Source organism: Candidatus Saccharimonadales bacterium, assembly GCA_035457485.1.
Taxonomy (GTDB): Bacteria; Patescibacteriota; Saccharimonadia; order Saccharimonadales; family EFPC-124; genus DATIBO01.
Window position 1 is genome coordinate 406,550 of record DATIBO010000006.1, and the last position, 21,219, is coordinate 427,768.

General features: G+C 45.2%; 24 protein-coding genes and 1 tRNA gene. 16 read left to right on the forward strand and 9 right to left on the reverse strand.

Going from position 1 to position 21,219, the window contains the following annotated elements; genetic code table 11:
• Window positions 1–24 precede the first annotated feature (24 nt).
• Complete coding sequence (locus VLA77_02325; protein ID HSE29400.1) at window positions 25–534, reverse strand: hypothetical protein; 510 nt, start codon at window positions 532–534, stop codon at window positions 25–27.
• A gap of 132 nt (window positions 535–666) precedes the next feature.
• On the opposite strand from VLA77_02325, the gene uvrA reads away from it, so the two are divergent.
• A complete protein-coding gene (uvrA, locus tag VLA77_02330) occupies window positions 667–3,477 on the forward strand; it encodes an excinuclease ABC subunit UvrA (GenBank protein ID HSE29401.1) in 2,811 nt (936 codons plus the stop codon).
• Between the two features lie 18 nt (window positions 3,478–3,495).
• On the opposite strand, the gene VLA77_02335 is transcribed toward uvrA, so the two are convergent.
• Window positions 3,496–3,927, reverse strand: coding sequence for a hypothetical protein (locus VLA77_02335; GenBank protein HSE29402.1), 432 nt, complete (start codon window positions 3,925–3,927; stop codon window positions 3,496–3,498).
• A gap of 161 nt (window positions 3,928–4,088) precedes the next feature.
• Between VLA77_02335 and VLA77_02340 the strand changes: the two genes are divergently transcribed.
• Together VLA77_02340 and VLA77_02345 are read left to right on the forward strand one after the other, a co-directional pair.
• Entirely contained in the window at window positions 4,089–4,937 is an 849-nt protein-coding gene (locus VLA77_02340; protein ID HSE29403.1) for a hypothetical protein, read from the forward strand.
• A gap of 67 nt (window positions 4,938–5,004) precedes the next feature.
• On the forward strand, window positions 5,005–5,577 hold the full coding sequence (locus VLA77_02345) for a hypothetical protein (protein ID HSE29404.1): 573 nt from the start codon (window positions 5,005–5,007) through the stop codon (window positions 5,575–5,577).
• Here the strand turns inward: VLA77_02345 and VLA77_02350 are convergent.
• On the reverse strand, window positions 5,574–6,122 hold the full coding sequence (locus VLA77_02350; protein HSE29405.1) for a hypothetical protein: 549 nt from the start codon (window positions 6,120–6,122) through the stop codon (window positions 5,574–5,576). The two genes, VLA77_02345 and VLA77_02350, sit on opposite strands and share 4 nt — an antisense overlap.
• Window positions 6,123–6,232: 110 nt before the next feature.
• Window positions 6,233–6,898: a DedA family protein gene (locus tag VLA77_02355; protein HSE29406.1), complete on the reverse strand. Its 666-nt coding sequence runs from the start codon at window positions 6,896–6,898 to the stop codon at window positions 6,233–6,235.
• Window positions 6,899–6,957: 59 nt separating this feature from the next.
• Between VLA77_02355 and VLA77_02360 the strand changes: the two genes are divergently transcribed.
• Window positions 6,958–7,638: a 50S ribosomal protein L25 gene (locus VLA77_02360; protein HSE29407.1), complete on the forward strand. Its 681-nt coding sequence runs from the start codon at window positions 6,958–6,960 to the stop codon at window positions 7,636–7,638.
• 152 nt (window positions 7,639–7,790) lie between these two features.
• Here the strand turns inward: VLA77_02360 and VLA77_02365 are convergent, their stop codons facing one another.
• Window positions 7,791–8,228 (reverse strand): hypothetical protein, encoded by a 438-nt coding sequence (locus tag VLA77_02365; protein HSE29408.1) that lies wholly within the window; start codon window positions 8,226–8,228, stop codon window positions 7,791–7,793.
• Between the two features lie 102 nt (window positions 8,229–8,330).
• Window positions 8,331–10,097 (reverse strand): ABC transporter ATP-binding protein, encoded by a 1,767-nt coding sequence (locus VLA77_02370; protein HSE29409.1) that lies wholly within the window; start codon window positions 10,095–10,097, stop codon window positions 8,331–8,333.
• Window positions 10,098–10,247: 150 nt separating this feature from the next.
• Here VLA77_02370 and VLA77_02375 point away from each other — a divergent pair, with 150 nt between their 5' ends.
• On the forward strand, window positions 10,248–11,156 hold the full coding sequence (locus tag VLA77_02375) for a rhodanese-related sulfurtransferase (GenBank protein HSE29410.1): 909 nt from the start codon (window positions 10,248–10,250) through the stop codon (window positions 11,154–11,156).
• Here VLA77_02375 and VLA77_02380 read toward each other — a convergent pair.
• Window positions 11,121–11,822, reverse strand: a complete 702-nt coding sequence (locus tag VLA77_02380) for a TraX family protein (GenBank protein HSE29411.1) — start codon at window positions 11,820–11,822, stop codon at window positions 11,121–11,123. The two genes, VLA77_02375 and VLA77_02380, sit on opposite strands and share 36 nt — an antisense overlap.
• 29 nt (window positions 11,823–11,851) lie before the next feature.
• Here VLA77_02380 and VLA77_02385 point away from each other — a divergent pair, with 29 nt between their 5' ends.
• The 10 genes from VLA77_02385 (at window position 11,852) to VLA77_02430 (ending at window position 19,305) form a co-directional block, all read left to right on the forward strand.
• Entirely contained in the window at window positions 11,852–13,354 is a 1,503-nt protein-coding gene (locus VLA77_02385; GenBank protein HSE29412.1) for an excinuclease ABC subunit UvrC, read from the forward strand.
• Between the two features lie 29 nt (window positions 13,355–13,383).
• Window positions 13,384–13,935 carry a hypothetical protein gene (locus VLA77_02390; GenBank protein HSE29413.1) on the forward strand — a complete coding sequence of 184 codons (552 nt, stop codon included), beginning with the start codon at window positions 13,384–13,386 and terminating at the stop codon, window positions 13,933–13,935.
• Between the two features lie 27 nt (window positions 13,936–13,962).
• Complete coding sequence (locus VLA77_02395; protein ID HSE29414.1) at window positions 13,963–14,355, forward strand: phage holin family protein; 393 nt, start codon at window positions 13,963–13,965, stop codon at window positions 14,353–14,355.
• The gene (gene secG / locus VLA77_02400; GenBank protein HSE29415.1) at window positions 14,352–14,567 is read left to right on the forward strand and encodes a preprotein translocase subunit SecG; all 216 of its coding nucleotides are present in this window, start codon (window positions 14,352–14,354) and stop codon (window positions 14,565–14,567) included. The genes VLA77_02395 and secG overlap by 4 nt, the downstream gene beginning before the upstream one ends.
• A gap of 7 nt (window positions 14,568–14,574) precedes the next feature.
• Complete coding sequence (locus tag VLA77_02405; GenBank protein ID HSE29416.1) at window positions 14,575–16,353, forward strand: peptide ABC transporter substrate-binding protein; 1,779 nt, start codon at window positions 14,575–14,577, stop codon at window positions 16,351–16,353.
• Between the two features lie 32 nt (window positions 16,354–16,385).
• Entirely contained in the window at window positions 16,386–16,715 is a 330-nt protein-coding gene (locus VLA77_02410; GenBank protein ID HSE29417.1) for a MazG nucleotide pyrophosphohydrolase domain-containing protein, read from the forward strand.
• A 45-nt stretch (window positions 16,716–16,760) separates the two neighbouring features.
• Complete coding sequence (locus VLA77_02415; GenBank protein HSE29418.1) at window positions 16,761–18,398, forward strand: FAD-binding oxidoreductase; 1,638 nt, start codon at window positions 16,761–16,763, stop codon at window positions 18,396–18,398.
• Window positions 18,399–18,452: 54 nt separating this feature from the next.
• Window positions 18,453–18,854 (forward strand): helix-turn-helix transcriptional regulator, encoded by a 402-nt coding sequence (locus tag VLA77_02420; GenBank protein ID HSE29419.1) that lies wholly within the window; start codon window positions 18,453–18,455, stop codon window positions 18,852–18,854.
• An 82-nt stretch (window positions 18,855–18,936) separates the two neighbouring features.
• A tRNA-Leu gene (locus VLA77_02425) sits at window positions 18,937–19,022 on the forward strand.
• 10 nt (window positions 19,023–19,032) lie between these two features.
• Complete coding sequence (locus tag VLA77_02430; protein HSE29420.1) at window positions 19,033–19,305, forward strand: hypothetical protein; 273 nt, start codon at window positions 19,033–19,035, stop codon at window positions 19,303–19,305.
• Window positions 19,306–19,453: 148 nt separating this feature from the next.
• Here VLA77_02430 and VLA77_02435 read toward each other — a convergent pair whose 3' ends face one another.
• Window positions 19,454–19,993, reverse strand: coding sequence for a hypothetical protein (locus tag VLA77_02435; GenBank protein ID HSE29421.1), 540 nt, complete (start codon window positions 19,991–19,993; stop codon window positions 19,454–19,456).
• Window positions 19,994–20,065: 72 nt separating this feature from the next.
• Between VLA77_02435 and VLA77_02440 the strand changes: the two genes are divergently transcribed.
• The gene (locus VLA77_02440; GenBank protein HSE29422.1) at window positions 20,066–20,545 is read left to right on the forward strand and encodes a hypothetical protein; all 480 of its coding nucleotides are present in this window, start codon (window positions 20,066–20,068) and stop codon (window positions 20,543–20,545) included.
• On the opposite strand, the gene VLA77_02445 is transcribed toward VLA77_02440, so the two are convergent.
• Window positions 20,539–21,207: a hypothetical protein gene (locus tag VLA77_02445; GenBank protein ID HSE29423.1), complete on the reverse strand. Its 669-nt coding sequence runs from the start codon at window positions 21,205–21,207 to the stop codon at window positions 20,539–20,541. The genes VLA77_02440 and VLA77_02445 overlap by 7 nt on opposite strands.
• Between the last annotated feature and the right edge of the window lie 12 nt (window positions 21,208–21,219).

Consider the following 21,219-nt stretch of genomic DNA (forward strand, 5'->3'; position numbering starts at 1 on the left):
GACGCTGGCCCGCCCACCGAATGGTCAGATCGCAATGCCCTCCGCGGTGATGTGCTCTTCCCAGTTCTGGTTAGGGCGAGGCAAAGAGAAGACCAGTTTCCATCCTTCGAAGCTGCTGGGAGGGCAAACGGTAATATGATCGCACACGATTTTTCCGTGTAGGGAAACTGCTACGGCCTCGACCTGCTCAGCGGTGAACTCGTTGCCGTACAGACTGAGAGTACGCCACCAGTTGCGGGGATACCGCGATACCGCGTATTCAACGTAATCGAGCGTGCCAGTGTACGGCATCTCGGTTCCGAAGTAGTGACGCAGGGAATCGATTTGAGCATTTAAGTTGGCGCGAGCTACCTTGGCGACACGGATTACACATCCGTCGGCGGAAATCTCGGGCAGAAACCGATTTTGCTCAATTAGCCACTCTACGAATGCTCCCATTCTTAGTGTGGCGATATTCTCGCGGAACGTCACCACAACGTACCTGTAGTTTACTGTGATCTTGACTGCCTTGGGCGGTTCGCTGTTCTCTGTCACAGCTACTCCATTCTTTGGGCAAACATATTTTAAGACTTAAGTTATATTTTGTCAAAAATGCGAGCAATATGGCTGTATGCAGTCAAGCCTAACCTATCTAAATACTTAATTTTGATGTATAATTTTTGGGTTATGTCAGGAAGTTTAACGGTTCGTGGCGCGCGCGAACATAACTTAAAAAATGTTAGTGTAAGTATTCCGCGCGATAAATTAGTTGTAATTACGGGCTTATCTGGATCAGGTAAGTCTAGCCTTGCTTTTGACACGATTTACGCCGAAGGGCAGCGGCGTTACGTCGAAAGTTTAAGCAGTTATGCCAGACAATTCTTGGGGCTAATGGAAAAACCTGATGTTGACCAAATTGACGGCTTAAGCCCGGCTATCAGCATTGACCAAAAATCCACAAGCCGAAACCCCCGCTCAACAGTTGCAACTGTTACCGAGATCTACGACTACTTGCGTTTATTGTTTGCGCGAATAGGCACCCCGCATTGTCCGGTTTGCGCCAAAGAGGTTACACGTCGCAGTCCGCAGCAAATTGTGGACGAAATTGTTGGAACCGTTGAGGGTGCGCGATTAATTATTTTAGCTCCGATAATTGTGGATAAAAAAGGTGAGTTTGCTCACATCCCAGATCAGTATCAGCGAGCAGGCTTTGCGCGCGTTCGCGTGGATGGAATTATTTATGCGCTCGATGAGTTTCCGACGCTAGATAAAAAGAAGAAGCACACAATCGAGATCGTGGTGGATCGAGTAGTTAATAATGCTGATAACAAGGGGCGAATTACTCAGTCCGTCGAGCAGTCACTCGAAGTTGCCGAGGGTGTGGTTAAAGTTTTAAATGCAGATGATGAAACTGAGCGAACTTACAGCGAGCGATATGCTTGTGTTGACCACCCAGAGGTTGAGATTCCGGAGCTCGCGCCGCGATTATTCAGCTTTAACTCGCCACATGGAGCTTGCCCGGTTTGCACTGGCTTGGGTAATAGGCTTGAAGTTGATCCCGATTTAATCTTAAATCCAAGTTTAACGATTGCCGAAGGTGCGATTCGCCCTTGGAACCGAATCAGGATCGACACTTGGTATATGAAACAAGTTGCGGCAATGGCCGAAGCGAACGGTTTTTCGATCCAAGTTCCTGTGCGTGAATTAACCGTAGATCAGTTAAATAAAATTCTATACGGAACAGGTAGTCAAAAATATAGGATTTCGCTCACGAGTGGTCGCAGCTTTGAGTCGACTTTTGAAGGAATTATTCCAAATCTCGAACGTCGTCATAAAGAAACCGAAAGTGAATTTATGCGTCGCGACATCGAGCGCTTTATGCGCGAGCGCAAATGTCACGCTTGCGGTGGCGCACGATTAAAACCCGAGGCTTTAGCCGTAACTGTGCAAAACCTAAACATAATGGATGTTTGTGGTTTAAGTGTGGCTGATGGCTTGGAACTTTTTGATAAGGGCCTAAAGTTTACCGAACAAGAACTATTTATTGCTAAGCAAATTTTGCGAGAAGTTAGTTCCCGGTTAGGGTTTTTGAATGACGTTGGCCTAGGTTACATTGAACTTGCCCGCAGTGCCAACACTTTAAGCGGTGGTGAAGCGCAGAGAATCCGTTTGGCGACTCAGATTGGATCAGGACTGCAGGGTGTGCTTTACGTTTTGGACGAGCCATCAATTGGTTTGCATCAGCGCGACAACGATCGATTAATCGCAACTCTTAAGCATTTGCGCGATTTAGGCAACTCGGTGATTGTGGTTGAACATGACGAAGACACAATTCGTGCCGCCGACTATTTACTCGACATTGGCCCAGGTGCTGGTGTTCACGGTGGGCAAATCGTATCCGAAGGTACGCCGGCCGAGGTTGCTGCCGACAAGAACAGCTTAACGGGCGCGTATTTAAGTGGTCGCGAAAAAATCGCAGTGCCAAAACGTCGCCGAATTAGCAATGGCAAAGAATTGGCTATTAAAGGTGCGCGCGAGCACAACTTAAAAAACATCGATGTTAAAATTCCGCTGGGTGTTTTAACAGTTGTTTCAGGCGTTTCAGGGTCTGGTAAATCTACATTAGTTAATGACATTCTAGCTAAAGAACTTGCTCATCGCTTGCACCGGGCCAACGAAGTTGCTGGCAAGCATGACGCAATCGACGGAATTGAGAGTTTAGATAAAGTTATTACTATTGACCAGTCGGCTATTGGTCGCACGCCGCGCAGTAACCCGGCAACCTACACCGGTGTATTTACGCCAATTCGCGAACTTTTTGCTAGCACGCCAGAGGCGAATATTCGTGGCTACAAATCGGGCCGCTTTAGTTTTAACGTAAAAGGCGGACGCTGCGAAAATTGCCAAGGTGATGGTGTAATTAAAATTGAAATGCACTTTTTGCCGGACGTCTACGTAACCTGCGAGGTCTGCAAGGGTAAACGCTATAACCGCGAGGCACTAGAAATCCATTTTAAAGGCAAAACTATTGCCGACGTACTCGAGATGACGGTAGAACAGGCGGCAGAATTTTTTGTTAACGTGCCTGTAATTGCTAAAAAAATGCAAACCTTAAACGAAGTGGGTTTGGGTTATATTAAACTGGGTCAACCGGCAACAACTTTAAGTGGTGGTGAGGCACAGCGTATTAAGCTTGCCAGTGAGCTGAGTCGCCGCGCAACCGGCCGGACTTTATATATTTTAGATGAGCCAACAACTGGCCTACATAGTGCTGACGTTAAAAAGTTACTTCATGTGTTGCAGGCATTGGTAAACGCCGGCAACAGTATGGTGATTATTGAACACAACCTAGATGTCATTAAAAGCGCTGACAACGTGATCGACATGGGTCCAGAAGGCGGCGAGGGCGGTGGAACTGTAGTTGCTCAGGGCACGCCCGAAGACATTGCTAAAAACTCGAAATCTTACACCGGTAAATACCTTGCACCGTTGCTCTAGAGCCGTGTTATCTGGAAGCTAGCCAAGTAAATAATCAACTTTCGTATTGGCGATCTTATCTACGAAATTTTGTAGGTCTAGATTGTTCATTTTAAGAAGCCCTGTAACATAAACCTTGCTAAGGTTATTTTCAATCGTCTGTCGCCACGCCAGAGGCACGTCAACGCTAAAATACGGCTTATTGGTGATAACTATTGGTTTTTTGTAATCGAACGCCAGTAAGATGCTCTCAGCCATTCTAAGATCGATTAGTCCGCCAATCTCGTTACTAACAACATGGAAAGAGCTATGTTTGATTGATTCAAATAGATCATTGATCATTTGCTCTTCGGTGATTTTTGCAGGGTCGTAAGTTAGGGTACTGTCTATTTTTAAATTAAGTCTGTTTTGGATTGGGAATTTTACATCAACGCCAACTAGCTTAAGGCGATCCTTAAGCCTGAATAACATTACTGTCGCCCCCCTATTTTGTCCGATTACTTGACTTGATTTGGGCATGGAATTTCTTTGTTATACTGTATATACATATAACATACGCATATTATGTTTGTAAAGTTGCTATAAGGCGTGATTGGTATGCAAATAAGATGTAGTATAGAATTGGGGTTTATATGTCCGAGCTAGTCCATCCGAAAGATCTGCATGATTCTCCGTTCCATGTTCAAGAAGCCGCGTACACCAAGAATGCTGGGCGACTAAAGTATGACGCTGAGCGCGTAATTAAAAACACCAAGGTACCGAAGGGCGCAAAAATTCCAAAAATTTTAGGCTGGTCGGGACCAGCCAGGTCTGGTACAACTGCACTTTTATTTTTGATGGGCGGCCATGCGCAAGTTGACCGCTTGTATTTTCAGCCGCAAAAATCAATCATGCGCCAGGCTGATGTGAAGTTTGAGCTTTTTGAAACTGATAATTTTGTATGTATGAAAGAAGTTTTTGGTCAGTTTTATAGCGCTGAAAATTACGATCCAATTGATCTTCTGCTAAAAGCTGGCGTACCTGAGGCGAACATAGCGTGGATCTCATTATTACGTGATCCCATGCAATGTATGGCTTCTTGGTACCATAAAGATCCACGAATTCTAAAGGCTGCGCAAGATCATACTTTGGACATTTATCAAAAATACCAAGGTCGAGTAAAAATGGTTCCGTTTGTATACGAGCTCTTGCGCGGCAACGAATTAAAAACAATTAAGGCTTTGTTGAGGGCTGTTGGTCTTGACGACGAAATCGACCTTAAGTTTAACATTAGAGAAATTGGCAAAAAGTTAGTGCCGTTTCAGGCAGGTGATGAATCGTTTTATAAAGTTCACGTTCAGGCGATTTTTGAACGCGAGAATTTTACATTTGGCCAAAATAACTATTCCATGAATCCAGAAACAATACTGAAAGTTAAAAAAATCTGCCTACCTGCTTATGAGGATTTTTATAGGCACTCTAAAAAGGTACTGATGTTGTAAAGAGCTTGAGCTTGAAAAAATCGACCTAAGATGGTATTACTTAATAAAGTTATTTTAAGGAATTCCAATGATAGTTCATCTGATAGGCTCTCGTTATCAAGTTGATAAAAACATTAACCATTTGCGAATTTTAGTCGACGCGATCCATGATGGCGCGCATACGCTTGCTTGGGATTGGGTTGAACCAACTTTTGCAAACGTAAAGCGCGGCGGGAAAAACGAAATTGACTGGCACGCGGTCTACAAAGAATCTATGGAAGCAATCAACAAGGCTGACGTTATTATCGCCGATGCGACCATTCGTGGGTTTGGAATTGGCTATCAGGTTGCCGTTGCGGTTCAAATGAAAAAACCGGTTTTGGTTTTGCGCCACGAAGAAATTGACGATTCGCTGTTTGCTAGCGGCATTGATACGGGGGTTTCTTATAAATCTTTTAAATCTGCGGCCAACCTCAAAAATATAATCAAAGAATTTCTAGAAGAAAACGACATCAAGTTAAAAGACATGCGCTTCAACTTCTTTATCGATCGTCCGATTTACAACTATTTGCGCTGGGCATCCTTTAAAACTGGTAAAACCAAGGCCGAAATCCTACGTGATTTAGTTAGTAAAGAGATCGAAAAACAAACCCTAAACTAAAGCAAATCGCTTATATTCTTTTGCGAAATCACGCGAACTAATGTCTTTTGTGCTGCGTTCAAATTGTATGCAGGCGTGGTTCTCCGGGCTTTTAAGAAAGTTCTTAAGATGGTTGGCGTAGTATGCTTGCGTGGGTCAAAAATTATAAACTTATCTTGGCATTCTCTTAAGATTTGCTTAATGTCTGGCGCAACAGTGTTTGCGTACCGAGGCTCATTAAGTAGCATGATAGGTTTGTTTTTGCGTATCGCATAAAGCATACCTTTTGCTGTATTTTCGCCTATGTGACCTTTTGCCGTACCTAATTCGTTGCAAACAAAGTGCAGGTCGCAGGTTGCTATCGATCTTAAAAAGTCTAGTTCAACTTGCTTTAGGGTTGCTGCGAGCGGGTGAAACCCATAGCTCTTGCCATCGTCGCCGATTACGAAGTTATCGCCCATTGGTTGGCGCACGTCAACTCCGGCCGCCACCAGTTTGTTCTTTACCTCGAAAAGGGCGTGATTCTCGGGCCGGTAAGGGCCACCTAATTGTGTATTTATGTCCATTTTAAAAATCCGTTTATGACTGGAATACTTACAGGCACAAAGTTTTTTATACCACGAGCTGGGGAACTAAAAAAAGTCTTGATTTTTGAGGATAAATAAGTTTAACCAACTTAGTTATCTGTTTTACTTGATTTTATTTTCAATTTTTTTAGTAAAATTTCGCGACTGTCTTTGTCTTTTAAAATGTGATAAATAGGCGAAGCGACTGTAACTAAGACAGCTAATGCGATTATTGGCAAGACTAATGCGTCAACGTTAATACCTTTGGAATCTAAAAAAGCACCGCCATAAAAACCGAACAAGGTTAAACTGGTCGTCCAAAGTGCACCGCCAATTACGTTATATGTTAAAAATGTTGAGTATTTCATTTGGGCGATGCCGGCAACGGTTGGGGCAAAAGTTCTAACCAGCGGTGTAAAGCGAGCTAGAATAATCGTAATTGGACCGTATTTTTCGTAAAATTTTTCGGCTCGCTCTAGGTTTTTGTGGCTAAAAAATAACGAATCAGGCTTTTTGAAAAGTCTGCGACCAAAGCGATATCCAATAGAATATCCTACGCTATCGCCAATTACTGCCGCAAAAAACAGAATACTGATTAAACCGACCAAGTTTATTTGAACGACGCCTTGCGATGCTAAAAATCCAACTGTAAAAAGCAACGTGTCGCCTGGCAAGAAAAATCCAATCAAAAGTCCGGACTCGGCAAAAATTATTGCGGCGATTCCAAGAACGCCGATCGTGCGTAAAATTTCTTCAATGTCTAAATCATGCAACATGAGTTTATTCTAACATGCTATACTTTATAGGTAAGCAATTTGGTGGAGAAGGACGGAATATGGGTGAAAAAGTAGTTCTTGAAGTTAAACAGCGGAAACTTGTAGGTAAGAAAGTTTCTAAATTGCGAAAAGAAGGCTTAGTGCCTGGTGTTATTTATGGCGAACATCTTAAATCTAAAGCCGTTGAAGCTAGTTACATTGATGTTCAAAAAGTTTGGCGAGTTGCTGGCCGTCGACAGCCGATTGAAGTAAGCGTTGACGGTGCAAAGCACTTGGCGATGATTAAGTCTGCTGATATTGATCCTGTTAAGCATAGGATTCGCCATTTGGGTATTCACGTAGTTAATAAAAATGAAAAGGTCGAGACCGAGGTTCCTGTCAAGATCAAACTTGATGAAGGTAACGAAACTACTCCCGCCGAGCGAGCCGGCTTAGTGGTCCTGACTGCACTCGAGAAAGTTGAGATTGAAGCGCTACCGAATGATTTACCTGAAGCAATTTATGTTAATGGTGAAGTTTTGGCAGAAGAAGGCCAGCATGTTTCAGTTAGTGATTTAATTGTTCCAAAGGGTGTCAAGGTTTTAACCGACCCAGAGATTGTGATTGCTACGGTTTATGAACCGAGTGCGATTGCTGCTCAAAACGAAGAAACTGCCGGCGCGGGCGAAAGTCCTGCTGAAGTCGAATCCGAGAACGGTTCGGCTGAGCCGGAGGCTGAATCTAAAAAAGAAGAAAAGTAAACAAAGAAATCACCTCATAAAACTGGGGTGATTTTTTGTTTGGATAAATTTGGATGGGTGGCGACTGTGGAGGAACAGTCGCCGCACCACCTCTCATCTTGCTTGTCTTGCTCGTTCTTGTTACGGCTCAGGCCGCCGGCGCCGCGTGGGCGTCAGGGCTTGATGTTCACGCAGATCTTGCCGATCTCCGTGCCGTACGACATGAACTGGAAGCACGCGCTGCCGGTCCGGGCCTTGCCGCTGATCGACGACCACCAGTGGCGGTAGCCCCAGGTGCGACCGTAGCCGCGGTAGGTGATCGCGCTCAGGTAGGCGGTGCCGTTGGTGTCGTAGAACGTCGTGCGCTCGGTCGGGTACTCCACGAAGAGCCCGTGCCAGCTGCCGCTGGTGCTGTTGACCTGCAGCCCGCTCCCGCTGACCGAGATGCAGTACTGGCCGGTGGGCACGGTGTAGCCCTGGATCCGGATCGAGCTGGTCAGCGCGCAGCGGGTGACGTCGGCGTGGGCCGGCGCAGCAGCGACGACCGACAGACCGATCATCAGACCGATCGCGGTCATCAGGACGCCGAAGCGTCGGAACATCGTCCTCATAGCGGTTAACCCTTCAGACGGCGCAATTTGCGCAGATGGGTGGTGCATGCCGCAGGTAGCGGCTCGAACTATTTTAAACTTATTCTGTTAAATAAGTCAACTTTATTCTTCTATAAACCCACCTGATTGATGCGCCCAGAGATTAGCATAAACGCCTTTTTGTTCGATTAGCTTTTTGTGGCTGCCTTGTTCTACGATCTTTCCGTTGTCCAAAACTATGATCCTATCCATTTTTTGTACAGTGCTTAACCGGTGAGCAATCACAATTGCTGTTCGATCATTCATTAACTTCCAAAGTGCATCCTGGATCAAGACCTCGCTTTCGCTGTCCAGTGCGCTGGTCGCTTCGTCTAGAACTAAAATAGGCGCATCTTTTAACATTGCGCGTGCAATTGCTATTCGTTGACGCTGTCCGCCGCTTAATTTAACTCCGCGTTCCCCAACTAAAGTGTCGTAGCCGTCCTTTAGTCCTTCTATGAACTCATGAGCATTAGCTCGGCGGGCAGCCTTTTCGATATCTGCTTTAGATGCGCTAGGTCTGCCGTAAGCAATGTTCTCGCGGATAGAGCGATGGAACAACAAAGGCTCCTGTGGTACATATGCAATTTGCGACCTAAGATCATCTTGTGTGATTTTAGCGATATTTTGTCCATCGATTAAAATTTCGCCGCCATTAACATCTGCAAAACGTAAAAGCAAGCGAGTTAAGCTGGTTTTACCAGATCCACTGTGACCAACCAAGCCGATTTTTTCGCCTGGTTCAATCTGTAAGTTTAAATCATCGAATAATTTGTCTGATCCTTCGTGGTTAAAATCAACGTTGTTTATGCTGATTTTACCTTTAGTTACTTTTAGTTTTTCTGGCGCTTCCAAGTCTTCAACTTCGGGTTTTTGGTCTAAAATTTTAATCATCGCTTCACTGTCGCCAAAAGCACGGTTGTAGTTTCGCATGCCGGTATGGCAAAAGTCCCACAAGTTTCTGATTACAATACCAGTAAAGTTTAAAACCAAAAATACGGTTGCAATTTGCGCATCAAATAAAGCCACGCTTAATATTGCCGCTAAAAAGGCCACAATGTTAAGTGTTGAGGTTATTGTGCTAAAAAATGCATCACGCTTAATTACCGCGCTCATCACATCCATTGTCGAATTCAGGCTGTCTTCGGCTGCGGCAGCGTAACGTTTGATTTCTTTTTGGCTAGAGGCAAAGCTTTTAACGGCCATTATGTTGGTTATTGCATCGGCTAGAAATCCGGTTTGCTTATTTTGTTTTTTTGCCTCTATGCTGGTTAGTTTACGCACATTTTTTGTTAAAAATATACAGGCATACACGAAGATAACTGAAAAAACAAAGAGCGCTAAAACGTAAACTGGTACAACCGGCAGTAAGAATATTGCCGTAAAAACAATACTCAACACCAGCTGGCCGACGGTGAAAAGCGTGGTGTCGGTAAAACGCACGTATGATCCTGCCAGTTTTCCAACCTGGCTTACAAGCGAACCACCAAAATTATTTGCGTGAAAGTTGGCACTCATTTTTATTAAGTGATTAAAAACCTCTATGTTGATATCGCGCAAAACCTTAGCTTCTAAGCGCCAAATTAAAGCAATAACCACTCGCCAGGCAACAACTCCACCTAATACACTCACAATTGCGTACAAAATTATGCTTGAGCCAAAACTTCCCCAAAGATTGTTAGCGTCAAATTGACCCGTGCTTAAACGATCAAGCGCGCCGGCTGCAATTAATGAAGGGAAAAACTGCAACGAAATTGTTACAGGCATTGCAATTAAAAGCGCGATCACGAACTTGGGATATTTCCATGCATGGCGCCAAAAATATTTAATAGTGCTTTGTGTTGTGTCCATTTTTTGCCTCGTTAAAAATACCAAAATTGGTTTATTTTTGTGTTAAAAATGCGTGACTAAGTTCTTCCGTTTCGAAGGACGATCTAACGACCAGAGGACATTCCACCTAAAATGTCGTAATCCATCAATTATAATGTATAATATATGTCGATGCAAAAAGTTTTACTTTATTACAAATTTGCGCCCCTCTCTGATCCGCAGGCAGTAATGTTTTGGCAGCGGGCTTTATGTGAACGCCTCAACCTAAAAGGTCGTATTTTGATTTCTAAACATGGGATCAACGGCACTGTCGGCGGCGAAATTGATGATCTAAAAGCCTATATTAAAGAAACCAAAGCTTTTACAGGCTTCAAAGGCACTGTGTTTAAATGGTCCGACGGCGGTAGAGAAGACTTTCCACGCTTAAGCGTTAAAGTTCGCGACGAAATTGTAACTTTTGGAGCTCCAGACGAGCTTAAAGTCGACGAGAAAGGTGTAGTGGGTGGCGGCAAGCACTTAAAGCCCGAGCAAGTTCACGAACTTATTAAAGAACGTGGCGATGAAGTAGTGTTTTTTGACGGTCGCAATGCATATGAAGCTGCAGTTGGTAAATTTAAAAACGCAGTGGTGCCCGACACTCGCACCACTCGCGACTTTTTAAACGATCTGGAAAGCGACAAATATAACGACATCAAAGATAAGCCGGTAGTAACCTACTGTACGGGTGGTATACGATGTGAGGTTTTGAGCTCGCTAATGAAAAACCGTGGGTTTAAAGAGGTTTATCAAATCGACGGCGGGATTGCAAAGTACGGCGAGACTTTCAAGGATGAGGGCCTGTGGGAAGGTAGTATGTACGTTTTTGATAAGCGTATGGGTATAAAGTTTAGCGACAAAGCTAAGGATATTGGTGTTTGCATACATTGCCAAGGTAAAACCAGTAACTATGAAAACTGTGCTTATATGCCGTGTAACAACTTAGTTTTGATTTGCGAAGACTGTAAAACTTCAGATTTAACCTGCTCGCAAGAATGCGCTAAAAGTTTAAACGCCGTACAACAAAACGTGCAATCCGCATAAGATCAACAGATGCGCTGGGTAGAACCAGTAAAACCACCATTTAGAGATTTTTATTCCTTGTTTTCCGTTGTAACAGTACATAAGTGGCAAAGCGATTATACTGTAGAGTTGGATCAATCCTACCTGAAGCGGAACCATAAGTGCATTAAACATTGAAGTTCCAACAAATAAAAAGCCGCCCAAAATCGGCTTGAATAGAATCACGAAGCATGACGCGATCATCCAGATTCCGTATGCACCGTAGTCTATGTTTGTCAGAGTTGCAAAAGCACCAGCCAAAAGAATTATTATAATTTTTACAAGTATATTCTTGTATCGTTGCGTCAAATAAAGCGCGCCTAGCCCAAGTGCCAGTAAAAAGAAAATATTCAAGTTGGCGATATTGTTGCCAGTTAAATAGCTCGCCAGGCTATATGGAATCTGCGAGATTAGCGCAAATACCATTAGCCTAAGCAGGTAATTTTTAACGCTACTGGTTTTTAGGAGTCCTTGAGCAAGTAGGAACGCAAAAAGCGGTAACGCTAGCCGACCGATTTCGCGTAGCCATAGTTGGTCTGGAAAAATTAAAAAGCCAATATGGTCAACTAGCATCGTTACGACAGCGATTACTTTTAAAGTGAATGCGTCGATAATTTTAGAGTTGCCAAATATGTTAATCTGTTTCATTAAAACCTTTGCCCCATTATAATATCGTTATGACCGACAAGCTTCAACAAAAATTAAAATCTTTGCCGCTATCCGCTGGCGTGTATTTTCATAAAAACGCCAAGGGTCAGATTATATATGTTGGAAAAGCCGCTGTACTTAAAAATCGCGTGCGTCAGTACTTTCAGAAAACTCGTGATCAAGATGCAAAAACTAAAGTTTTAGTAAGTGAAATTGCGGACACCGACTGGATTACGACTGAGTCCGAAATTGATGCGCTGTTTTTAGAAAGTGAAATGGTTAAACGGTATAAGCCGCGCTACAACATTTTGTTGCAAGACGACAAATCGCAGCTGTTTGTGCGGATTAATATGCGTGACGCCTACCCATTCATCAGTTTTACTCGTCAGCCAATGGATGACGGCGCTGAATATTTTGGCCCATACTATAATGGCTTTGCTGTTAAAAAAGCATTGCGATTTTTACGAAAAGTGTTTCCATATTCAACTCACGCAACTATGCCAAAACGACTTTGCTTGCAATACCATTTAGGCTTGTGTCCTGGAGTAGAAGAGCAAAAAATAAGTTCTACCGATTATAAAAAGACGCTTCGAAGTCTAATCTTGTATCTAAAAGGTGAGCGCGTAAAACTTGTAAATCAGCTGGAATCCGAGATGAATGTGGCTGCAAAACATCACAACTTCGAGCTGGCGGCAACACGACGTAACCAAATTTACAATTTAAAAGAGCTACAAAAACAAATCTTGTTTAGTGATCGTGAATTTATGGATATAAGTAAAGATCAGGCGTTGGCTGGTTTGGATCAGATTCTAAGCCTAAAGGGCGCGCCCCATAGAATCGAAGGTTACGACATCAGTCACATGAGTGGAACAAATAATGTAGCCAGCATGGTGGTGGCGACTAATGGTTTGGCCGATAAGGCCGAGTACCGCAAGTTTAAAATGCGGCTTCCTGGCAACAACGATTTTGCCCATATGCACGAAACAATAAGTCGCAGGTTTAGCGGGCGTCATTTAGATTGGCCAAAGCCTGATTTGATTTTGATTGACGGAGGTAAAGGGCAGTTGGCGAGTGCGATCCAAGCTTTGCAGGAGCGGGGAATTCAGATCCCGGTAATTGGTCTTGCCAAACGCTTAGAGGAGATTGTTATAAGTAAGAATGGTTCGAATGTCACCCTTGATTTGCAAAATTATCCGGACGCATTTTTAAGTGAGTTCGAAGACTTTTATGTGGTTTTATTGCCCAAAGATTCACATATTATTAAGTTGTTGCAGCGCCTGCGCGATGAATCTCATAGGTTTGCCGTGAGTTACCATACTGTTTTAAAGCGAGCAAAGCAGACCGAAAGTGAAGTCGACAGTATTCCGGGGATTGGACCGGCAACTCGTAAAAAACTTATTTTATCATTCGGAAGCTTGCGTGCAGCCAAACAAGCCAGTAAGCAAAAACTCGTTGCGGTTCTAGGTAAAAGTAAGGCCGAGATTTTTTATAAATATGTGGCCGGCGATATTGCTAATGCTAACAAAACGTAGTTAAATTGGATTAACTAAGGATAGATTCTATGGAAGATTTATATAGCTCTCAACCTCAACAACCAATACCAACTCCTACGCCGTCGCCTGCGCCTCAGATTGGCGGCGGATCTAACTCAAAAATGGTTTGGACGATCATTTTGGCTGTACTTTTGTTGGCTGCAGTTGGTTTTGCTGGTTGGCAATGGTACACAGGTTCTAAAAAGAATCAAGAGATCAGCGATTTACAGGCTTCTAACACGCAGTTGCAGTCACAGGTTTCAACACTTGAGCAGCAAGTTGAATCTGACCAAGGCGGAGCTGCTGCCGCTCCAAGCGATACCGATAAAATTTTGGCGGCCGTCGATGCTTATACGCGTGCTCCCATCGCAGCAAATGGCAAAGTTTTTAAATACACGGTTGCCGAAAACAATGGAACTTTTGCAAAAGTCAACGTAGAAGTTGAAGGCGACCAAGGTTACACTTTAGCCTTAAAGAAAATTGATAACGCCTGGACTGTAGTCGTGTCCAGTAAAGACTCCCCGACACAGGCTGACCTTGATGCCTACGGGGTTCCTGCTGGCTACATTACAGTTAGCTAGTGCTGTGTTATACTTAAAATTAACGATATGCAAAAACAATTCTTATTATTTTTGCTGCGCTGGTTGCTAAACAGCTTCTCCCTTTGGGTGGCCGCAAGCTTGTTAACTGGTGTAGAATATGATCCTGGCGAAGTTCTTTTAACATTCTTGCTAGCAGGAGTAGTCTTGACGATTATAAATGCGGTGATCCGGCCGATCTTGCTAATCTTATCGTTGCCAGCAATTGTTTTGAGCCTTGGCTTATTCATGCTTATTGTTAATGGTGTGTTGATCTGGTTGGTTGGTCTAATTGTTCCTGGACTCGAAATTAGTTTCTGGGAGTCGATAATTGCTGGTATAATTGTAAGCGTATTGAACTTTGTGTTTACCCTTTTAGTTGACTACGATTGGGAAAGCTCAAAAAGAAAAGGCAAAAGATGAATATTATAAATTACGTCACAATTGTTTCGGCCGTTTTAATGATATTGGCTATTTTGTTGCAACAACGTGGTGCCAGTTTAGGTGCGGGCTTTGGTAGTTCGGGGGAACTTTTTACGACTCGCCGAGGAGTAGATAAGAGTCTTTTTGACACGACAATTGTTTTGGCAGTTATTTTTGTTGGATCACTGGTTGTAGGTTTATTAATAATTTAGGGGGCAAATGTTACGCGCGCCGCTTAATCAGCTTCAAGAGATGACGCCAAGCAAGCGTACTATTAAAGGTCATTTAAGACGGGTTGAGCGCGTTACCCTGCGTCACGCGCACCGGTTTATTGTGCAGCGCGCCGCAAACCTACGTGACGTAAGTCGTAAGGCGACTGCCTGGATTATTTTGATTTTGATGTTCATTGGAGTTACGGTTTGGCAGCAAACTGTGACAGCGAAAACTTATACAGCCGATATCCCTAGCTCTGGCGGAGTTTACTCCGAAGGTGTTTTTGGTACCCTCGATAACTTAAACCCAATTTTAGCTAGCTCGGCGGCTGAAAGATCAGGCTCACGTTTATTATTCGCACAATTGGTAACCTACAACGAACAGGGTAACTTGGTTGGCGAACTCGCACGAACTTGGCACTCGACTGACGACGGAAAAACTTACATTGTCACGTTGCGCGATGATGCGCTTTGGCAGGACGGTACTCCGATTACCGCCGACGACGTTTTATTTACCTTTAATCTGATAAAAAACGCCGATACGCGCTCCCCACTTTATAGTAGCTGGCGAAACATTGTAGTAGAGAAGGTAGACGACAAAAATATTAGATTTATATTGCCCAATCCTCTCGCATCTTTCGAGAATTCATTAACGGTGGGAATCTTGCCGATGCAGGCGTTAAAAGATTTACTACCGTCGGAGCTTAGAACTGCCGATTTTAATCTTAGACCAACAATGGCTAGTGGTCCGTTTGTGTTTCAGGACTCAAACGTCATCGAGCCTGGCGTACATGAACTTTTGCGCTTAAAGGCAAATCCCAATTATTTTTTGGGAAAACCAAGCTTGGACGGATTCAACCTGCATGCTTACCAGGATCGTGACGTTATGACGACGGCATTTAGGACGCACGAGGTTGCAAGTATCAGCGATGCAAATGCTGAGCAAATTAAAGCTTTGCAGGGTGTGGATTTTGTTGAGACAAACTCACCGCTTTATCACGGCACCTTCGCATTTTTAAAGAATGATTCAACAATTTTGTCTGATATTAGAGTACGGCGTGCCCTGCAGGCTGCGACTGATCAACAAAAGATTCTTGATTTACTACAAGGACGACCTCAATCTCTTAGTGGTCCACTTTTGCCAGGTCAGCTGGGGTATAGGGCAGACTATGGTCAGCCGGGCTACGATTTGGCACGAGCTAACCAATTACTTGATGAAGCCGGCTGGGTAAAAGGTCCGGATGGGATAAGAAGCAAAGATGGTCGACCACTAGTTTTGCGAATAGTTACGACGAGTAGTGGTGATTTTCCGGCTATCGCTCAGGCAATAATGAATCAGTGGCAAGAGCTTGGAATTACATTTGACTCGCAAATTGTACGCTCCGAAGATATTCAAGAAAATGTAATTGCCCCTCGTAGTTACGATGTTCTAATTTACGAGATTGCAATTGGTCGCGACCCTGATGTTTTTGCATTTTGGGACACTAGTCAGGCGACCGAACGCGGCTTTAACTTGTCGGATTATAAGTCTGGTCGCGCCGACGAAGCCCTGCAATCAGCAAGGATTCGTTTAGATGCGGCGTTGCGAGCTGCCAAGTATCAGTCATTTGTAAGCATATGGACGACAGACGCCGCGGCCGTTGCGTTGTTTAGACCAACATTAACATATGTGCAAAGCGAAAACGCTGTAACCTTTTTACCACACCCTATGGTTGACCAAACAGATCGCTATTACAATGTTCGATATTGGGCGCCAACCCGAGTCCCTGGTAATCCAACCCGATAGCGTGATAATATTTTTACGTAATGAGGTAGGGTATGAGTAAGCTTAAATTTTCAGATGCACCAACTTTAAAAGAGGTTCAACAATATACCCTAGACATGGAACGCGAACGCGGATTCGCTGATGAGCATGTTTCGGGCAAATGTTTGTTACTTGTAGAAGAAGTGGGTGAGTTAGTGAAAGCGATTCGTAAGTCACATTTTGGAATCGCTCAAGATGTAAATAAAAAGTATGAACACGATGTCGAAGGCGAAATTGCCGACATTTTGATTGTGTTAAATTGCATTGCCAATAAACTTGGGGTCGATGTAGAACAGGCACTACGCGACAAAGAAGAGAAAAATAAAAAGCGCGTTTGGAAATAGCGTGGTAAAATAAACATAAATACAATAAGTTTTGTGAGGGTATAAGTGAATAAGGTTGCAAATTATCTGCAAGAACATATCGTTGGTGAAGTTTTAGCAGCTAACGAAGTGCGCAAATATTTTTCTACTGACGGTGGTGTTTTCGAGGTAATGCCTGCGCTGGTGGTTTATCCTAAGAATGTTCAGGATGTGCGCAAAGTCGCTCGCTTTAGTTGGCAATTGGCCGAAAAAGGTCACAACTTACCGATTACAGCTCGTGGTCGAGGTAGCGACCAAGGTGGAGCGGCGATTGGTCGAGGTGTAATTATGGTCTTTCCTGCCCACATGAACCGTCTACTGGAACTCGATAATAAGCGAAAACTTGCCAGGATCCAACCGGGTATGAACTATCGTGCCTTTCAGGAGTCAATGCATAGCCATTCTTTGTTTTTGCCGCCGTATCCGAGTTCAATCGACTACGCAACTTTGGGTGGCGCAATCGCTAACAATACCGCTGGTGAAAAAACCGTAAAGTATGGATCGATCCGAAATTACGTAGAAAACTTGGAAGTGGTTTTGGCTAACGGAGAAGTTATTCAAACCGGGCGAATTAATAAAAAAGAACTCGAAAAGCGCAAAGGTTTAACAACTTTTGAGGGTGAGATTTATCGTCAGCTAGATGGTTTAATTACTGATAACTGGGAATTGATCCAGACACACTTGGGTTCGCCAAAAGTTAGTAAAAATTCCGCTGGCTACGCTCTGGGGCAAGTAAAGCTTAAAGACGGTTCCATTGATTTGACACCGCTTTTTGTTGGTTCGCAAGGGACGCTCGGAATTGTTACGGAGGCGATTTTGCGCCTAGAACAGTACACGCCCGAGACTACTTTATTTAAAATTAATCTGGAAAACTTAGAGCAAGCGGTGGCGGTGGTTCAAAGTATTATGCGGCTTGAGCCGAGCGCTCTTGAGGTAGTGGATAGCAATTTACTAGGGTTCCTCGATAAGGTGAGTCCTAATAGACTAAAAGGTCTGGTTGAAAAACCTTTCCCATCACTTGTTCTGCTCGCTGAGTTCGACGACGTAAATAGCCGTGCGCAAGCTAAAAAATCTAAAAAAGTCCAAAAATGGCTCCAGCAACAACAGATGAGCTTTGTGGTTACGCAAGACGCAGAAGAGCAGCAACGGTTATGGTCAATCCGGCATTCCGCTGCAGCGGTTATTTGGCATGTAGAAGGTAATAAAAAGGCTTTGCCAATCATCGAAGACGGAGTGGTTCCGCGCGAAAAGTTTGGTGAGTTTGTAAAAAATATTTACGATTTGTTCCAAAAATACGGACTACAAGTTGCAATATGGGGTCACGCAGGCGATGCAAATCTGCACTTACAGCCATTTTTAGACTTGAGTTTAATTGGTGACCGTCAAAAGGTGTTCAAGATTATGGAAGAGTACTACGACATGGTTTTAAAGATGGGCGGAAGCACTTGTGGAGAACATAACGACGGTCGTTTACGTGCGCCGTTTTTGCCAAAAGTTTATGGCGCCGAGGTTTACGAATTGTTCCGGCAGGTTAAACGAATTTTCGATCCGTATAACATACTGAACCCGGGAGTAAAAATTGACGTAAACTTAAAAGATTTAGTACCAATTTTACGTCACGAATATTCGATGGAACATTTGGCGGATCATTTGCCGCGATCGTAAAAAATGCATTTTTGGTGTAATATTTTTTAGGCACTTAACTAAGGTGGTCGTTTGGTGAAAGATTTGAGCGCTCTGGCAGACGCTCTTCGGGTTGTCTACGGGCTTGGCTCTGAGGAGGCGGCTAGTTGGGCGACTAAGGTTGATGTCTCGCTCGAGGATGTCATTAACCGGCGAGTTGACCCTGCGGAAGTGGAACTAAGAGCTCGTGTTGTAATGCAGAACCCACTGGCAGTGGCGCTAGTGAGACTGCGCAAAGAAGCAAAACTTTCTGCCGAGGAGGTGGTTGATAAGGCCTCATGGTCACGAAGCAAGCTGGCGAACATTGAAAAAGGCGCCGTAAAAGTTAGCAAAAATGACTTGGAGTTCTTGCTCAAGCTGTATGGCGCCTCAGCAGAGTTAATGATTGAACTTGAGGAACTTCGCTCTGAGCTTAAAGCGGCCTCCAAGATCGGTTAGGTGCTAGCCCCACGTTGTGGGGCTTTAGCATATCTGTAAACTTGATTTTCATCTGTTAAAAAGGTATGCTTACTTAGGTTCCGCGCGAGTGGTGGAATGGTAGACACGCTACCTTGAGGTGGTAGTGGGAGCAATCCTGTGGAGGTTCAAGTCCTCTCTCGCGCACCAAACAGTTCTTGTGCAAACCAAGCCGGACGAGCGATTCGTCCGGCTTTTGCGTTTTCGACAGATACGCGAAGACCTTTTCTTGCTGGCCAGAACCCGGCACAGCAGGATGCGACACCGTCGCAACCTGCGGCTGACCACCGTTCATCTCACCTTCCGCCTCACGCTCGGCTCGCTCCTCGGCGATGTCGCCGCAGCGGCGACGCTCTTCTCGGCGTCGACCATCTCCCGCGTCAGCCGATCCATCTCGGTCTTGAGCATGTCCAGCGGCACAGCGCCGGCGTAGTGGGCGTTGAGCAGCTTCTCGCGGTCCTCGCTGATCTCCGGAACGGGACATTCGAGCTCCTGCCGACCGGAACCGGCGGAGTCAGTTCGGCAGTAATCAGCGGCGATGGCTCAACCATCTCCAATCTCAGCCAAGCGCTAATCGTTGGCTAATTTGGCGCCGGTGCCACATTGACACCCAGCGAAACCCACTCTTTTGTGCCGATGTCTGGATAAGAAGGATCTTGCGCCATGTCTTGATAATCCAGGACGAGTCGCATCATTAAACCATCACGAAAGGCAAAGACTGGACAGATTCCTAGCCGTCTGGCCGTACAACGCTCAACGTCTTCCGGAGAGTCGCCTGGAGCCATCCGATAGCCAAGCGTATTAAGGGTGTTCAGCAGAAAGGCTGCTCCATCTTTTGGCTCAAGTGGCACGTACCACTCCTGGTCATAACTAGGGCAAGTTATATCTATACAAAACAGAGGTTGCCCAACATGTACACCCTGGATTACTTCTCGTCCGGTGTATATCGCCCCTGCAGGTTTTAGAACTTCATCTTGCAGTCGGCCCATTTCATGTTGCACTTCCGAAAACTTACTTTGAATCACTTGCTCAGCCATAACAAGGCCAAACCCGAGAAGCCCCAAAGAGAGGAACAAAACGATCAAGGTTCTACGAATATAACGATTAGCGGTTGTTTGCATATGCATTAACATAATGCATATCGATCATTAGTTCAAGACTAGGAATTCATCACTCAAGGAAGAGGTACGCAAGTGAAGACAACGCATCGATTGGCGCCGCGCCTACGTTATTTGATTCTGCTATCAGTTTTAGCAGGATTAGTACTACCAAGCTGGATAGGAGTACCGCCAACCAGTGCCGCCGAGGTTCCCGGCTGCATGAACGGAGGCTTCCTGGTGGTTTTCCTGCGAGGAACCAACGGAACTCTTAACCGTTCAGGCGAGTACGAACGATTTACCTCAGGATTGACTAGTTCATTCGGCGATACTGCTAGGGTCGTAGAAATCGGCGACCAAGATGGAAATGGGCAGATCGATGTGCCGGGTTATAGCTACCCGGCGATCGGCCTACTTAGCCTGCCGGATTACGTAACCAGCGTGGCACTGGGCGTTAAGGAATTGACTGAACTCCTCAACTATCGAGCAGCCACCCTGAAATTATATAAATTCAAGTCTCTGCGTCGACCAGCCCACGCGGTCTGCGGGGCTGATCGACGACAGCGACGTCAGTAAACGCCGGTTCGCAGTGGGAACTGCTCGGCGAGCATCATGAAGGTGGACGGGTAGTCGGTCATGGCCTGCGCGGTCAGAACGACCCTGATGTGCGAGGGCTTGTTCGGCCGTCGCACCCACTCGACGCTCACACACAGGCCGGTGGCCATCATGCGCGTCACGGTGGCGGGGATATATTGCTGGCCGGATTCCCCGAAGTTGAGGAATCCGTGCGTGATCTTGAACGAGTCGCCCAGGCCGGGCAGGAATCTGCCGGTTGGGGTGATGTCAATCGTGTCCCTGTCGGGCTCACCCGCGAACTCGTTGTAAGTCGTGTCCTCCGGGTTCGCGGCACGCTGGAAGTAGCTGAACGTGATTCGATCCGGCGTGCTTACCGATCGGTCCATGTCCAGCAGGCTGAGCGTGGCCTCGATCATGTTGTTCACGTCGATTGTGAACTGAGCGTTGTTGCCGCTTGTCACGACCACGGTTCCACGTTCGACGAGCCGACGGACGATCCGCCGCCGTCGGGGTGTTGCCTCTGCATTGTACAGCGTCACGTTGAAGCTGCGGCCTCGTAGTGAGTGGGTGATCTCGGCAATTGCTCTGGCGTCGTCTTGTCCGTAGCGCAGTTGAACTGTGCCGGGGCGGACGATTGCGCGCTCTCCCATTTTTCCCTCCATGGGCTTGACGTC